This is a genomic window from Pseudomonas sp. Irchel 3E13 (genome assembly GCF_900187455.1).
Classification (GTDB): domain Bacteria; phylum Pseudomonadota; class Gammaproteobacteria; order Pseudomonadales; family Pseudomonadaceae; genus Aquipseudomonas.
The window spans coordinates 109,993-125,528 of record NZ_FYDX01000004.1; the positions used below are offsets into that span (position 1 = coordinate 109,993).

Here is a 15,536-nt window from a genome sequence, read left to right on the forward strand (position 1 = left end):
GCATCAACTCCTGTGACTGAACAGCTCACGGCCAATACGCCGCGCGGTGTCGAAATGCCCCTCGGGGAAATGCTCATCCATCTGGGTCAAAAGCGTCGAGGATGCCACCCGCGCGCCGCAATAGCCAAAGATCCCGTGTTCGATCTGGGTGTGCATCGCCACCGCGTAGCCGTGCTTGTCGTAAGTGCGCGGGCCGGCGCCGGCGATGGCGACCAAGTGCACCGGCAGGCGCTGCAACAGCCCCTGCTCGGCCTGATCGTAGGCCCAGCCGCTGGTGAACACCCGGTCGATCCAGCCTTTGAGCAGCGCCGGGAACGACCACCAATACACCGGGTACACCAACACCAGCGCATCGGCGCGGTCGATCCGCGCCTGCTCGGCGAGGACGTCCGCGGGCACCGCCGCCTGGTTGCGGAACAGGGCGAGGTCCTCGGGGTTGTAGCGCGGGTCGAAGCCTTCTGCGCTGAGGTCGGCGAGTTCAAAGACGTGGTGTTCGGCGACGCCGTGCGCCAGTTCGGCGGCGACGCGATGGGTCAGGGAACCGGTGTCGGGATGCGCAACGACGATCAAGGCGTGCATGGGTTTCTCCGGGTTGTTGAGATGAAATATCGACATACCAAAGGTAGATTACTTTTAGTACATAAATCAACCCGGACTCCGTTCGTCATCAACGCCTCGATCCGATACAAAAAGCAATTACGACACCATTTTTTCTGTTTGATATTTTGTTTTGTATCACTTATAACTGTCTCACGCCCCGAAGCCCCCACGACAAAAAGGCGGGAGACCCCTCATGTACGCACAATTGGTCGAAACCGGCGTCAAGCGCCTGAAGACCCTCGAAGAGATGTCCGAGCAGGAACGCGCCTTCCAGGAACGGATCGACGCCGAGATCAAGATCGAAGCCAAGAACTGGATGCCGGATGCCTATCGCCAGACGCTGATCCGGCAGATTTCCCAACACGCCCACTCCGAAATCGTCGGCATGCTGCCGGAAGGCAACTGGGTCACCCGCGCCCCCAGCCTCAAGCGCAAGCTGCAACTGATGGCGAAGATTCAGGACGAAGCCGGCCACGGTTTGTACCTGTACAGCGCGATGGAAACCCTGGGCGCTGATCGCGATACAGAAATTGACAAGCTGCATAGCGGAAAAGCCAAGTATTCGAGCATTTTCAACTACCCGACCCTGAGCTGGGCCGATATCGGCGCGGTGGGCTGGCTGGTGGATGGCGCCGCCATCGTCAATCAGGTGGTGCTCCAGCGCACCAGCTATGGCCCCTACTCGCGGGCGATGATCCGCATCTGCAAGGAAGAGAGTTTCCACCAGCGCCAGGGCTATGAACTGCTGCTGACCATGATGCGCGAGGGCACCCAGGCGCAGAAGGACATGGTCCAGGACGCGATCAACCGCCTCTGGTGGCCGTCGCTGATGATGTTCGGCCCCAGCGACGAGCACTCGCCCAACAGCGCCCAGTCCATGGCCTGGAAAATCAAGCGCCAGAGCAACGACGAACTGCGCCAGCGCTTCGTCGACCAGACCGTGCCGCAACTGGAGCTGCTCGGCTGCACCGCCCCGGACCCGGACCTGAAGTGGAACGCCGAGCGCGGCCACTACGATTTCGGCGAGATCCAGTGGGACGAATTCTACGAAGTGCTTAAGGGCAACGGCCCGTGCAACCAGGAGCGCGTCGCCACCCGCCGCCAGGCCATCGAAGACGGTGCCTGGGTCCGCGCGGCCGCGGTCGCCCACGCCCGCAAAAAACACAACAAGAACGCCGCCTGACCGCCGCCTGACAGGAGAACCCCGCCATGTCCGAATGGACCCTTTTCGAAGTCTTCGTGCGCAGCAAGCACGGCCTCAACCACAAGCATGTCGGCAGCGTGCACGCCGCCGACGCGGTAATGGCCATCGAGAACGCCCGCGAGCTGTACACCCGGCGCAATGAAGGCGTGAGCCTGTGGGTGGTGCCGTCGGCGCTGATCACTGCCTCGTCGCCGGACGAGAAAGACCCGCTGTTCGCCCCGTCCGAAGACAAGATCTACCGCCACGCCAGCTTCTACGAGCTGCCGGCCGAAGTGGGGCACATGTAATGAACCAGGACCTGATTCAGTACCTGCTGCGCCTGGGCGACAGCGCCATGGTCCAGGCCCAGCGCCTGTGCCAGTGGTGCGGCCGCGCCCCGGCGCTGGAAGAAGAACTGGCGCTGATGAACTTCGGCCTCGACCTGGTCGGCCAGGCGCGCAACTGGCTGGAATACGCCGCCGAGCTGGCCGATGACGGCCGCGACGCCGATCACCTGGTGTTCCGCCGCGACGAACGCGCCTACCGTAACCTGCTGCTGGTGGAACAGCCCAACGGCGACTACGCGGTGACCATCCTCAAGCAGTTCTTCTACGACGCCTGGCATTACGCGGTGCTCCAAGGTCTGTGCCGCTCCAGCGACGAGCGTGTGCAGGGCGTCGCCGCCAAGGCGCTGAAAGAAGTCACCTATCACCTGCGCCGCTCCGGCGAGTGGGTCGAGCGGCTGGGCGACGGCACTGAGGAAAGCCGCCAGCGCATGCTCACCGCCCTGCCCCAGGTCTGGCGCTTCACCGTCGAGCTGGTGGAGGCCGATGCCGTCGAGCAGCGCCTGTTCCAGGCCGGCGTGATCGGCAATCCCGAGCAGGTCGCGCTGGACTGGCAGCGACAGGTCGAAGCCACCTTCGAGCGCGCCAGCCTGCCGGTGCCGCAGCCGGCCAGCCACTTCTACCTCAGCGGTCGCCAGGGCGTGCACAGCGAGCACCTCGGCTTGCTGCTGGCGGAAATGCAATTCCTGCCGCGAGCCTATCCCGATGCGACCTGGTGAGCTGATCGCCAGCGACCGCGGCGCCCGCGCGCCCCGGGCCGACGACCTGCGCCAGGCCTGGACGGTGCTGGAACAGGTCATGGACCCGGAAGTGCCGGTGGTCAGCGTGGTCGAACTGGGCATCGTCCGCGACCTCGACTGGGCCGAAGGTCACCTGCGCGTGACCGTGACCCCGACCTACTCCGGCTGCCCGGCCACCGAGGTGATCGAGCAAGACATCCGCGAAGCGCTGGAGCAGGCCGGTTTCGCCGCGCCGCGGCTGAGCCGGCAACTGAGCCCGGCCTGGACCACCGACTGGATCAGCGCCAGCGGCCGCGAACGCCTGCGCGCCTACGGCATTGCCGCGCCGGTCGGCAGCAGCAGCAGCAAGCGCAGCCTGCTCGGCGAGCCCGACGTGATCGCCTGCCCGCAGTGCGGCAGCGTGCACACCGAACTGCTCAGCCAGTTCGGTTCCACCGCCTGCAAGGCGCTGTACCGCTGCTGCGACTGCCGCGAGCCCTTCGACTACTTCAAGTGCATCTAGGCGCGGCCAAGCGCGCCTGATGGAGAATTCCATGAGCCAGTTCCATAGCCTGACCGTCAAGCAAGTCCGCAGCGAAACCCGCGACGCCGTGTCGATCCTGTTCGACGTGCCGCACGACCTTCGCGAAACCTTCCGCTTCACTCAGGGCCAGTACCTGGTGCTGCGCACCCGGCTGGACGACGAAGAAGTGCGCCGTTCCTACTCGATCTGCACCGGCATCAACGACAACGAATTGCGCGTGGCGGTGAAGAAAGTCACCGGCGGGCGTTTCTCCGCCTTCGCCAACGAAGCCCTGGCGGCCGGTGACGTGCTGGAGGTGATGCCGCCGTCCGGCAGCTTCCACGTCGCCCTCGATCCGGCGCGCCACGGCCATTACCTCGCCGTGGCGGCGGGCAGCGGCATCACGCCGATCCTGTCCATCGTCAAGAGCACCCTGGAGGCCGAGCCGAACAGCCGCGTCACCCTGCTCTACGGCAACCGCGCCAGCGGCGGCGCGCTGTTTCGCGAACAGCTCGAAGACCTGAAAAACCGCTACCTGCAGCGCCTCAACCTGATCTTCGTGTTCAGCCGCGAACAGCAGGACATCGACCTCTACAACGGCCGCATCGACGCCGGCAAATGCGAGCAACTGTTCAGCCGCTGGCTCGACGTGCCCAACCTCGACGCCGCGTTCATCTGCGGCCCGCAGGAAATGACCGAGACCGTGCGCGATGCGCTGAAGGCCAAGGGCATGGCGGCCGAGCGCATCCACTTCGAACTGTTCGCCACTGCCGGCAACAGCGAACGCCGCCAGGCCCGCGAAGCGGCGCGGCAGGTGGATGCGGCAGTGAGCCAGATCACCGTGATCAGCGATGGCCGCGCCCTCTCCTTCGACCTGCCGCGCAACACCCAGAGCGTGCTGGAAGCCGGCAACGCCATCGGCGCGGAATTGCCGTGGTCGTGCAAGGCGGGCGTGTGCTCCACCTGCAAGTGCAAGGTCATCGAAGGCGAAGTGGAAATGGACAGCAACCATGCCCTCGAAGACTACGAAGTGGCGGCCGGCTACGTGCTGTCGTGCCAGAGCTACCCGGTGAGCGAGCGCGTGGTGCTCGACTTCGACCAGCTCTGAGTATCGCGAGCAAGCTCGCTCCTACACGCCCAAACGCAAATCCAGTAGGAGCGAGCTTGCTCGCGATAGGCCCCAAAACCAGGCAACACCGTTTCACCGGAAATACCCAGGGTCCGCTACCCATCGCGGGTAAACCCGCTCCCACAACACAACTACAACAAGATCAAGAGAGCGCCCACCCATGACTCCCAGTCATATCGAATCCATCAGCAATCACCCCGACTTCCAGCAACTGGTCCGGCGCAAGCGCCGGCTCAACGGCACGCTGACCGCCGCCATGCTGGTGATCTACTACGGCTTCGTCCTGCTCGTGGCCTTTTCCCCCAGCACCCTGGGCCAGTCCCTCAGTGGCGGCGTGACCACGGTGGGCATGCTGGTGGGGGTGTTGATCGTGCTGTTGTCCTTCGCCCTCACCGGTATCTACGTGTACCGCGCCAACAACGTCCTCGATCCGCTCAACGACAAGGTCAAGCAGGAGTGCGCGCAATGAACTGGACCGCCATCGGCATGTTCCTGCTGTTCGTCGTCTTCACCCTCGGCGTGACCCGCTGGGCCGCCCTGCGCACCCGCTCGGCCAGTGATTTCTACACCGCCGGCGGCGGCCTGACCGGGATGCAGAACGGTCTGGCGATCGCCGGCGACATGATCAGCGCCGCGTCCTTCCTCGGCATCTCGGCGATGATGTTCCTCAACGGCTACGACGGCCTGCTCTACGCCCTCGGCGTGCTCGCCGGCTGGCCGATCATCCTGTTCCTGATCGCCGAACGCCTGCGCAACCTGGGCAAGTACACCTTCGCCGACGTGGTCTCCTACCGCCTGGCGCAAACGCCGGTGCGCCTGACCTCGGCCTTCGGCACCCTGACCGTGGCGCTGCTGTACCTGGTGGCGCAGATGGTTGGCGCCGGCAAGCTGATCGAGTTGCTGTTCGGCATCAGCTACCTCTACGCGGTGATGCTGGTGGGCGTGCTGATGGTGTTCTACGTGACCTTCGGCGGCATGCTCGCCACCACCTGGGTGCAGATCATCAAGGCGGTGATGCTGCTCTCCGGCACCACCTTCATGGCGTTCATGGTGCTCAAGCACTTCGGCTTCAGTACCGAGGCGATGTTCGCCAGCGCCACCGCCGTGCACGCCAAGGGCGCGGCGATCATGGCCCCGGGCGGCTTGCTGTCGAACCCGGTGGACGCCATTTCCCTAGCCGTGGGCATGATGTTCGGCACCGCCGGCCTGCCGCACATCCTGATGCGCTTCTTCACCGTCAGTAACGCCAAGGAAGCGCGCAAGTCGGTGTTCTACGCCACCGGCTTCATCGGCTACTTCTACCTGCTGCTGATCGTCATCGGCTTCGGCGCCATCGTCATGGTCGGTACTGAGCCGTCCTACCGCGACGCCAGCGGCGCAATCATCGGCGGCGGCAACATGATCGCCGTGCACCTGGCGCAAGCCGTGGGCGGCAACCTGTTCCTCGGCTTCATCTCGGCAGTGGCCTTCGCCACCATCCTCGCGGTGGTCGCCGGCCTGGCGCTGTCCGGCGCTTCGGCGGTGTCCCACGACCTCTACGCCTGCGTGATCCGCAAGGGCAAGGCCACTGAACAGGAAGAGATCCGCGTCTCCCGCGTCGCCACCCTGGTGATCGGCGTGCTGGCGATCATCCTCGGGCTGATGTTCGAATCGCAGAACATCGCCTTCCTGTCCGGACTGGTGCTGGCGATCGCGGCGTCGGTCAACTTCCCGGTGCTGTTCCTCTCGATGTTCTGGAAAGGCCTGACCACCCGTGGCGCGGTCGCCGGCAGCATGGCGGGCCTGCTCTCCGCCGTGATCCTGCTGGTGTTGAGCCCGGTGGTGTGGGTCAACGTGCTGCATCACGACAAGGCGCTGTTCCCCTACAGCAACCCGGCGCTGTTCTCCATGAGCGCGGCCTTCCTTAGTGCCTGGGTGTTCTCGGTCACCGACCGCTCGGCCCAGGCCAGCGAGGAACGCGGGCGCTACCTGGCGCAGTTCATCCGCTCTATGACCGGTATCGGCGCCGCTGGCGCCAGCAAACACTAATTCACAAGAAAACGACTCGGGAATAATAACAATGAACCCTGTTCGCCTTCTGGCAGGACTCACCCTGCCCCTCGCCTGCGCCCCGGCCATGGCCGGCTTCGTCGAGGACAGCCACGCAAAAATCGAGCTGCGCAACCACTACATCAACCGCGATTTCCGCCAGGACAACGCGCCGCAAGCCAAGGCCGAGGAATGGGCCCAGGGCTTCACCGCCAAGCTGGAATCGGGCTTCACCGACGGCACGCTGGGCTTCGGCGTCGATGCCATGGGCCAACTGGGCATCAAGCTCGATTCCAGCCGCGACCGCCGCGGCACCGGCCTGCTGCCGTACGGTCGCAACAGCCTGGAGCCGGCGGACGACTACAGCGAACTGGGCCTGACCGCCAAGGTGCGCCTGTCGAAAAGCGTGCTGCGCCTCGGCACCCTGCAACCGCTGTTGCCGGTGGTGACCTACAACGACACCCGCCTGCTCGCCTCGACCTTCAAGGGCGGCCTGCTGACCAGCCAGGAACTCGACGGCCTGACCCTCAACGGCGGTCGCCTGACCAAGGCCAACCTGCGCGACTCGTCGAGCAATGACGACATCGGCTACGGCGCCGCCAGCAGCGACCACTTCGACTTCGGCGGCGGCACCTACGCCTTCAACCCGCAACTGGCAGTGACCTACTACTACGCCAAGCTGGAGGAGATCTACCGCCAGCAGTTCGTCGGCCTGGTGCACACCCAGCCGCTGGGCGAAGGCCTGAGCCTGCGCAGCGACCTGCGTTATTTCGACAGCCGCGGCGACGGCGCCGAACGCGCCGGCCGCATCGATAACCGCAACTTCAACGGCATGTTCACCCTGGCGGTGGGCGCGCACAAATTCAGCGGCACCTTCCAGCAGATGTCCGGCGACAGCGCCTTCCCGTTCCTCAACGGCGGCGACCCGTACACCGTCAACCTGGTCACCTTCAACACCTTCACCCGCGCCGGGCTGGACTCCTGGCAGGCGCGCTACGACTACGACTTCGCCGCCCTCGGCATCCCCGGCCTGACCTTCATGACCCGCTACACCGATGGCCGCCACGCCAAGGCGGCGGGCATCGACAACGGCCGCGAGCGCGAACGCGACACCGACCTCGCCTACGTCATCCAGAGCGGCCCGCTGAAAAACGTCAGCCTGCGCTGGCGCAACGTCACCTTCCGTTCCGGCAACGGCCTGACCAATGCCCTGGACGAGAACCGCCTGATCGTCGGCTACACCCTGGCGCTGTGGTAACAGCGCCGTCTTGAAAGAATCGGAGAACACACCATGCCTGCTGCCCCTACCTTGCAAAGCTTCATCGCCGGCCGCTGGATCGGCGAGCACGGCGCGCAATCCCTGCGCAGCGCCCTGGACGGCCACGTCCTGGCCCATGCCCACGAGGAGCGCCCGGACTTCGCCGAAGCCGTCGAACATGCCCGCCGGCGCGGTCGCGCGGCACTGATGAGCCTGGATTTCCAGCAACGCGCCCAGCGCCTCAAGGCCCTGGCGTTGTACCTGGCCGAGCGCAAGGAACAGCTCTACGCCCTGTCCCATCACAGCGGCGCGACCCGCGCCGATAGCTGGATCGACATCGAAGGCGGCAACGCCACGCTGTTCTCCTATGCCGGCATCGGCGCCCGCGAACTGCCGTCGGGCAACCTCGTGCATGAAGGCCCGGCAATCCCGCTGGGCAAACAGGGGCGCTTTGCCGGCAGCCATATCCTGGTGCCGCGCACCGGCGTCGCGGTGCACATCAACGCCTTCAACTTCCCGATCTGGGGGATGCTGGAAAAGTTCGCGCCGACCTTCCTCGCCGGCATGCCGTGCATCATCAAACCGGCCACCGCCACCAGCTACCTGACCGAAGCCGTGGTGCGCCTGATGGATGAATCCGGCCTGCTGCCGCAAGGCGCCCTGCAACTGGTGATCGGCAGCACCGGCGACCTGCTCGACCGCCTCGACGGCCAGGACGTGGTGACCTTCACCGGCTCGGCCGACACCGCGGCGAAGCTGCGCGTCAACCCCAACCTGATCCGCCACTCGGTGCCCTTCACCGCCGAGGCCGACTCGCTGAACTGCGCCATCCTCGGCCCGGATGTCACGCCGGACAGCGAGGAATTCGACCTCTACATCAAGGAGGTGGTGCGCGAGATGACCACCAAGGCCGGGCAGAAATGCACGGCCATCCGCCGCGCCATCGTCCCGGCCAAGCACCTCGATGCCGTGGCCACGCGCCTGCGCGAGCGCCTGAGCAAGGTGGTGGTGGGTGATCCGTCGGTAGAGGGCGTGCGCATGGGCGCCCTGGCGTCTCATGATCAGCAGGCCGACGTTGGCGAGCGGGTCGAACAACTGCTGCAAAGCTGCGACCTGCTGTTCGGCGCCCGTGACGGTTTCGAACCGCGCGGTGAAGGCGTCGCCAACGGTGCGTTCTTCGCCCCGACCCTGCTGTTGGCCCGGGATGCCCACGCCGAAGGCGGCGCCCACGACATCGAGGCGTTCGGCCCGGTCAGCACCCTGATGACCTACAACGATCTCGACGAAGCCCTCGACCTCGCCGCGCGCGGCAAAGGCAGCCTGGTGGCGAGCCTGGTCACCGCCGACCGCGCCGTCGCGGCCAAGGCCATTCCGGTGGCGGCGGCCTGGCATGGCCGGCTGCTGGTGCTGGACCGCGAAGCCGCCACTGAATCCACCGGCCACGGCTCGCCCTTGCCGCAACTCAAGCACGGCGGCCCCGGCCGCGCCGGTGGCGGCGAAGAGCTGGGCGGCCTGCGGGCGGTCAAGCACTACCTGCAACGCGCCGCGATACAGGGCTCGCCGAGCATGCTGATGGCGGTGACCGGCGAATACGTGCGCGGTGCCGAGGTGATCGAAACCGACGTGCACCCGTTCCGCCGCCACTTCGAAGACCTGCGCATCGGCGAGTCGCTGCTGACCCACCGGCGCACCGTCACCGAGGCCGACCTGGTGAACTTCGGCTGCCTGTCGGGCGACCATTTCTACATGCACTTCGACGAAATCGCCGCCCTCGAATCGCAGTTCGGCAAGCGCATCGCCCACGGCTACTTCGTGCTGTCGGCCGCGGCGGGCCTGTTCGTCAGCCCCGCGCCCGGCCCGGTGCTGGCCAACTACGGCCTGGACAACCTGCGCTTCATCAATCCGGTGGGCATCGGCGACACCATCCAGGCGCGCCTGACCTGCAAGCGCAAGATCGACCAGGGCAAGAAGAGCCCGCAGGGCATCCCGCAAGGGGTGGTGGCGTGGGATGTGGAAGTGACCAACCAGTTGGGTGAGCTGGTGGCGAGTTACGACATTCTGACGTTGGTGGTGAAACGCGAAGGTTGAGGAAACCGGGGGGGCCGCTGTGCGGCCCCCTTCGCTTCAACGACCAGGCTTTGTACGAAAAGTGCCTGCGCCCCCCCTCCAGTAGCCATGCGGAGGAATCGTTCCCCGGCAGAAACTACCGACGATTCTGTCGTAGTGAAAACCACGGGTATGAGCCTTTATGAGCAGCTCACTCACCCCCTTGTAATCCAGCGGCTTGGAGATATCGATATCCAGGGCTTGAGCCGCTATCAGGTCAAGCCACGGCACATCAGACAGCTCCCTTATGGCGGCTCTGAACTGCCTCAAAAGATAGTTATCAATACCTCTTGCACGGCGCGCTGATGGCACCCAATCAAGCCAACGAAGCCCCGCTTCGGCGGACTGCATCCCCAGCCCCGCCACCCCGTCAATCACTGTCTGCGATTTGTGCGAGCCTCCTCGGGCTGAATGCGCAAGGCTGAGGCTGTCGACCCTGCGACCATCGCCTGCCGCACTCATCCAGCTAGCACTTGCTCGGTTAGTAGACTTGCCTATTACACCCGGCGCATTGCCGAATGCCGTCACGATCCCGGCACCAGCCTCCATTGCCCCTGTCGCCATCCCGACGTACCCGAAAATTTTCGACAACTTGGGATCGCTGTCCTTGAGCAGCGTCGAGGCGATATCGAACGCTGCCGTTATGGCCGCAAGCCCGGTCAGCCCGATGCCGAGGGCAAGCGATCCTCCTGCCGTGAACGGCGCCGCGAGCACCCCCAGCACACTCGTCGCAATGTTGAATTCGGCGCTGTACATCCACGGGGCGGTCTCCAGGCGGCTGAACTGGGCGACCCGCTGATGACCCTGCGGATCACAGTAATTGACCGGGTCGCCGTTGCAGAAAACATAGGCCGCCGGGCCGCCCTCGCCGAACGGGCTCCAGTCATCAGGCGCCTGGAAACGCTGAAGAAGCGGGTCATAGAGGCGGTAGCCATTACCAAGGTGGTACAGCCCAAGCGCATTCTGCGGCTCACCTTTGAACCCCAGCCAAGTGAACGACTCACGGCTGGACTTGCGCTCGCCATAAGGGGTGTAGGCCTGGTAAGTGATCGTCTTGAGCTTCAGGTTGAAGCTGGCGAATACCGTCCCGGCGGCGTCGCGAAGTTCGAAGGTGTCGAAGCAAAGGCCTTGGGCGGGATTGACCCTACTGGCGGCCCTGACTTCCTGCATCCAGCAACCGGGGCTGTCGTTTTGCAACACCATCATCCGCCGCCCGCTGTGGTCGCGATTGAAGTTGACGAGATTTTGTTCGGTGCAGGCATAAATGCGATCGCCGCGATAATGATAATAATCGCGTCCATCCCCACGGACTCGGCCAAGGTCGTCGTACAGGAAGGCTTGCTCCATATCCTGATTGAGGCCATTGCGAGGCATCGCCTCTTCAGGGCTTTCTTCACCGGCGTAGCGTTTGACCTGGCCGTTGTCGTGGTAAGTGATTTCACGGCAGAAGCGATTGGTCACCCGGCCCCTGTCATCGTTTTGCATGCCATGCCCGTCAGCGCTCAGCAGCACCCCGGGTTTCAGCGGGTCATAGCGATAAGTCGTGGTACTCGTTTCGAGCGTGTCAGGGCGCTGCTTGTGCTCGGTCAAATAGTAATCGTCCTGACGCGACACCACGTTGCCGAACGCGTCGTAGCTGAAAACCTGCTTGACGTAACGCCTGTCATTACCCGTGTCTATCCCCTCACCCGTGCACGACCACGATGCCAGGCGCTTGAGTTCGTCATATTCATACTGATCGCTGCGCTGTTCCTTCTTGTTGATTGACAGGCTGCTCTTCTGCACGCGCCCATCGCCCAGTAAGGTCCGCTCGATCACATGAGGCGCGAAGCCCTCGCAGTCGAATGAGCGACTGATCTCCAGGCCCATCTCGTCGTAGCCGTAGGTCACCGTCATGGTGACGCCCTCGGCCAGGGCCTTGATGGTTTCCTTGGCCAGAAGACCGTTATCGGCGTACACGAACCGCGCCTCGCAACTGTCATTGGTCGACCCCAGCACTCGGCCGCAGGCATCGTACTGGTAGTGAGTCACGCCGCCCGATAACCCTTCGAACGTCAACAGCCTGCCACCCCGGCTGAGCACGGTGCGGGAGGTGTGGATGTAACCACCGAATCCCTGGTCGTAGGTTTCACTGAATTCCAGGCCCGTGACGTCGCGGGTGCGGGTGAAATGCTTGTCCGCCTGAGGCTGCTTGTCTGCATCACCCCCCGTGGCCCAGCGGCTGGTCCCTGCGTAGGTGACCGTTGTCTTGAAGCCGTTGACTGTCCGGCTGGTAATCCGCCCCAGGCCATCGACTGTCTGGCTTCCCAGCAGAACCTCGTCGTCGGCCTCTTTCACAAATCCGGTCGTTGCCACGGGCAAGCGCGATGCATCGGCATAGGTGTTACCGACCTCGACACCGCCGGTGGTGGTGCCGAGCAGGCGGCCAAAGCGATCATAGCGGTACGTGGAAGCAGCCCCGAACGCAGGCGTCATGGTCTCGGCCAGCCCCTGCCAGTTGTAGGCGATCGCCAGGCTGTCCCGCTCGGTCTCCTTTTTATCCGCAGCGACCTTGAGGTATCGGGCCGAGAGCAACTGGCCGGCGTCATTCACGGTGCTTTGAATCTTGAAGTGAGCCTTGCTCGCGTCCCCGAACGTTTCGGTCAGCACGCCAGCGTCCGGTTCGAACCGGCGTTGCACCTCGAAGCCGTTGGAGATCACCGTCTCGCTATCGGCTGTAATCACCATCCGTTGGGACTGGCGGTCGATTTCCTGGTCGCTGGCATCCTTGAGCACCTGGGTGATTGTCGTGCCGCTGTCGGTGTACGCCCACGTGGTGAGCTGCGTGCTGTGCCGTTGATGCTGGCTGTCGTAGTCGTACTCACACCGGCTGGCGCTACGACCCGCCGAATCATAGCTGTAGCTGTTCATCAACAGCCACAGCGCGCCCTCCTGCTCCCAGTGCTCGCGCACGCGGCCCAACTCATCCACCACGGTCCGGATGCCCTGTCCAGTCTCGGTGTCGTGGCGTTCATGGCGCCACAGATTGCCCTTGAGCGGGCTGGAAGCATGCGCCACCTCGCGCAGCACCTTGCCGTCCAGCGTCAGCGTTTCCTTGCTCAGCAGGCCACGCTCGTCATAGCTGAACGTAGTGACGACGCCCAGGGTATCGACTTGCTCAAGCTGCCGCCCGCTCAGCACCGAACGGGTCTGGCTTGTGGTGAGGGTGATTGCATCGGTGGTTTCCACCGTGGTTTTTACCGTCACCTTGCGCGCGTCCTCGGCAGCCAGGCTGTAATCGAACGCGGAGGTAACCCTGGAGCCTTCGATTTCCTTGCCGTCGCCGCCCAGCAAATAGGTGGCACTTGACTTGAGCAGTCCGAAGCCGGGTTTGCCGGCCTGGTTGTGGTAGAGCAGATCCTCGACCTGCATCGCCCCTTGCGGCCACGGCGTGTGCAGCCTGAACCCTCGGGCATTGGCTTTGCTTTGCGCCTCCAGGCTGGTATTCAGTTCGTCCAGCGACTCCTGCTGTTTCTCCTTCAATTTATTGTCGGTGGCGGCCTTGAGTTCCCTGGCAAACAGGTCCAGCACCGCCTTGGCGGCCTTTCTGGCAACGGCCAATTGTTCTGCCGATACATCCACTTCGTCATACTGTGGCGCGAGCACCGTCAACTTGCGCTTAGGAACAGCCGCGTGGGTGCGCCCACCCGGCACCGGCATCGGTTTAAAGGCTTCGTAGCCATAATAGGTCAGGCTCAAGGCATGCTTCTTATCGCCTTTCTTGCGGTACACCAGTTCTGATTCGACATGCGCGGCGAAGTTTTTGACATCGCCCGGATAGTTGATTTCAACGGGAAGTTGAAAGGCGCTTTGGGCATAGTTATTGTCAGAGGTTGACATCGAGACTGTCGATGTCAGCACTGTACCCCAGGTTAACCCGCCGTTGCCGAATGCAACAAAACCCAATCCGACAGGGTTCAGGTAGTCGACGACTTTTAAAAGAATCCCGAAAAAACTTGTATCCTGCTGGCTTTCACGCTTTTCGGAAACGCTATACGCCTGGTAATTGTTGTAGTAAGTCCATTCCGTCACCGTATCGCCTTGAATACGTGTAATCAGGTTGCCGCCCGCGTCATATTCCAGGATCAACTCGTCAACAATACTGCCCCCCTGCGTTTTTGTCGTTTTGACGACCGCGACGCCACGGGCATCATCAATTTCAACTGTCTGCTCGGTGGTAACAACCACGCCACCGGAGTGCAATGACTCGGAAAAAAGTTCTTCTCCGAACGTGTACACACGGGTTGCGACGCTATTGTTCTCCGCTGTCTCGGTATTTTCCGCACGCAGGGTGCAAGTAATCGACGTCTTGCCGCGCTGGTAGGTGTATTGCTCGACCCTGACTGCGCTACCTCCACCGGATGCAACCGAATGCTGGCTGACTTTGCCGTCGGTGTACGTCAGTGATTCGACGTGACAGCGAGTCTCAAGTCCCTCCTTGTCGCCTTCTTTCTCAGGGGCGAGGGTCACCTGGTTTTCCAACGTGAATGTCGCGAGCCGGCCTTCACTGTCGTTTTCAAGCTGGTAGCGCTGCTTGGCTGATGCGCCATTGACATCGATGCTCAACACCTCGCCTTCGCGAGAGAACAGGTAGCACGCCGTTTCCTCGCTATCCGGGAATAGCGTCAGGCTTTCGAGTTCAGGGCGCTCGTTTGTAGTTGTCCATGTTGCGCACAGCAGGCACTTTTTTTCACTCTCGATTGAAACCAATGTTGGATGCTTGCCCTTGTACTCCCACTTAAAGTTCAACGACCGCCCTGAGGGGAGAACATAATGGCTTAGCAGCAGAACCCCGGAAATATTATTATAGGCACCCTCACCTTCTTCTCCATCAGGAAACTCATAACCATATAACTCACTGACACCATTTTTATGATAAATAGCAAAGCACTGACTTTTCCCTTCTGCCCGCCAAGCTGACAATACACCCACTTTTGCGCACAGCGCCGACGCATCCAGCAGGAAATCAACACCTACCAGAGTTCCTTCATTAATAAGTGTAGGACTGACTATGCGTCCATCGCACAACCGCAAGTAACACGAACAATACCGTCCTTTATCTTCTTCAAACGTCCAAAAGCTTTCAAAAGTACCCTCTGGGAAAAACTTCAACATGGGACTGTCAAGATCCCGATAGATATCAATATCAAGCCCTGCACCCGCACCCTCATCGGCAAACAGACGCCCCAGTGGAATTTTCAACACCCCAAGCCCGGTTTGCGGATTAATTGAAATAGTGTGATAACGAGGAACCTCCTGCCCCCCACCAGTCACTGGTCCCTCAGAACTTCCTGATGCAGGATCCGCACCCGCGTCCTTCGGGATAGAGGGAATAACAGCGGCGCCTTTCTTTTTATCGGACATGACGTCTCCCTCGCGTGGTAATAACCACCCGGCTTTAAGCGCACCATAAACAAGCATTTACGATGACGTTAGATTCGAAGGCCGTCGGCAACAACTGATAAAAATGACAGGTCGCGATAACCCTTCGAAATAACAGCGCACTGGGATACTTCCAACGCCTCGACACGGCGACGGGCCTGGCAGCCAACACGCCATGCGCGGCAATCAACAGCGGATTGCTGCTGGAGCAACAGGCATTCCACA

10 protein-coding genes and 1 pseudogene are annotated in these 15,536 nt (G+C 62.6%); 9 read left to right on the forward strand and 2 right to left on the reverse strand.

Annotation, left to right across the window (positions count from 1 at the left end):
• Positions 1-3: 3 nt before the first annotated feature.
• Positions 4-579, reverse strand: a complete 576-nt coding sequence (locus CKW37_RS07530) for an NAD(P)H-dependent oxidoreductase (RefSeq protein ID WP_095155059.1) — start codon at positions 577-579, stop codon at positions 4-6.
• A gap of 214 nt (positions 580-793) precedes the next feature.
• On the opposite strand from CKW37_RS07530, the gene paaA reads away from it, so the two are divergent.
• From paaA to paaZ, 9 genes and pseudogenes are all read left to right on the forward strand, one after another.
• Entirely contained in the window at positions 794-1,783 is a 990-nt protein-coding gene (paaA, locus tag CKW37_RS07535) for a 1,2-phenylacetyl-CoA epoxidase subunit PaaA (RefSeq protein WP_095155060.1), read from the forward strand.
• A 26-nt stretch (positions 1,784-1,809) separates the two neighbouring features.
• Positions 1,810-2,091, forward strand: a complete 282-nt coding sequence (gene paaB, locus CKW37_RS07540; protein WP_095155061.1) for a 1,2-phenylacetyl-CoA epoxidase subunit PaaB — start codon at positions 1,810-1,812, stop codon at positions 2,089-2,091.
• Positions 2,091-2,846 carry a 1,2-phenylacetyl-CoA epoxidase subunit PaaC gene (gene paaC / locus CKW37_RS07545; protein WP_095155062.1) on the forward strand — a complete coding sequence of 252 codons (756 nt, stop codon included), beginning with the start codon at positions 2,091-2,093 and terminating at the stop codon, positions 2,844-2,846. Before paaB ends, paaC begins: the two co-directional genes overlap by 1 nt.
• A complete protein-coding gene (gene paaD, locus CKW37_RS07550; protein ID WP_095155063.1) occupies positions 2,833-3,369 on the forward strand; it encodes a 1,2-phenylacetyl-CoA epoxidase subunit PaaD in 537 nt (178 codons plus the stop codon). Before paaC ends, paaD begins: the two co-directional genes overlap by 14 nt.
• Positions 3,370-3,400: 31 nt before the next feature.
• On the forward strand, positions 3,401-4,477 hold the full coding sequence (gene paaE, locus CKW37_RS07555; RefSeq protein ID WP_095155064.1) for a 1,2-phenylacetyl-CoA epoxidase subunit PaaE: 1,077 nt from the start codon (positions 3,401-3,403) through the stop codon (positions 4,475-4,477).
• Between the two features lie 181 nt (positions 4,478-4,658).
• A complete protein-coding gene (locus CKW37_RS07560; RefSeq protein WP_095155065.1) occupies positions 4,659-4,967 on the forward strand; it encodes a DUF485 domain-containing protein in 309 nt (102 codons plus the stop codon).
• Positions 4,958-6,526, forward strand: a pseudogene (locus tag CKW37_RS07565) (cation acetate symporter); the annotation flags it as partial. The gene CKW37_RS07560 and the pseudogene CKW37_RS07565, both read left to right, overlap by 10 nt.
• A gap of 31 nt (positions 6,527-6,557) precedes the next feature.
• Positions 6,558-7,784 (forward strand): OprD family porin, encoded by a 1,227-nt coding sequence (locus CKW37_RS07570; RefSeq protein WP_095155067.1) that lies wholly within the window; start codon positions 6,558-6,560, stop codon positions 7,782-7,784.
• Positions 7,785-7,817: 33 nt separating this feature from the next.
• Positions 7,818-9,872, forward strand: a complete 2,055-nt coding sequence (gene paaZ / locus CKW37_RS07575; RefSeq protein WP_095155068.1) for a phenylacetic acid degradation bifunctional protein PaaZ — start codon at positions 7,818-7,820, stop codon at positions 9,870-9,872.
• Between the two features lie 36 nt (positions 9,873-9,908).
• Here the strand turns inward: paaZ and CKW37_RS07580 are convergent, their stop codons facing one another.
• A complete protein-coding gene (locus tag CKW37_RS07580; protein WP_159985231.1) occupies positions 9,909-15,293 on the reverse strand; it encodes an RHS repeat-associated core domain-containing protein in 5,385 nt (1,794 codons plus the stop codon).
• Positions 15,294-15,536: the final 243 nt, after the last annotated feature.

What these genes read in the sequence shown, in the direction of transcription:
- CKW37_RS07580 (WP_159985231.1), bottom strand. Translation starts at nt 15,293, where the DNA reads ATGTCCGATAAAAAGAAAGGCGCCGCTGTTATTCCCTCTATCCCGAAG.
- paaZ (WP_095155068.1), top strand. Translation starts at nt 7,818, where the DNA reads ATGCCTGCTGCCCCTACCTTGCAAAGCTTCATCGCCGGCCGCTGGATC.
- paaC (WP_095155062.1), top strand. Translation starts at nt 2,091, where the DNA reads ATGAACCAGGACCTGATTCAGTACCTGCTGCGCCTGGGCGACAGCGCC.
- paaD (WP_095155063.1), top strand. Translation starts at nt 2,833, where the DNA reads ATGCGACCTGGTGAGCTGATCGCCAGCGACCGCGGCGCCCGCGCGCCC.
- paaB (WP_095155061.1), top strand. Translation starts at nt 1,810, where the DNA reads ATGTCCGAATGGACCCTTTTCGAAGTCTTCGTGCGCAGCAAGCACGGC.
- CKW37_RS07570 (WP_095155067.1), top strand. Translation starts at nt 6,558, where the DNA reads ATGAACCCTGTTCGCCTTCTGGCAGGACTCACCCTGCCCCTCGCCTGC.
- CKW37_RS07560 (WP_095155065.1), top strand. Translation starts at nt 4,659, where the DNA reads ATGACTCCCAGTCATATCGAATCCATCAGCAATCACCCCGACTTCCAG.
- paaE (WP_095155064.1), top strand. Translation starts at nt 3,401, where the DNA reads ATGAGCCAGTTCCATAGCCTGACCGTCAAGCAAGTCCGCAGCGAAACC.
- paaA (WP_095155060.1), top strand. Translation starts at nt 794, where the DNA reads ATGTACGCACAATTGGTCGAAACCGGCGTCAAGCGCCTGAAGACCCTC.
- CKW37_RS07530 (WP_095155059.1), bottom strand. Translation starts at nt 579, where the DNA reads ATGCACGCCTTGATCGTCGTTGCGCATCCCGACACCGGTTCCCTGACC.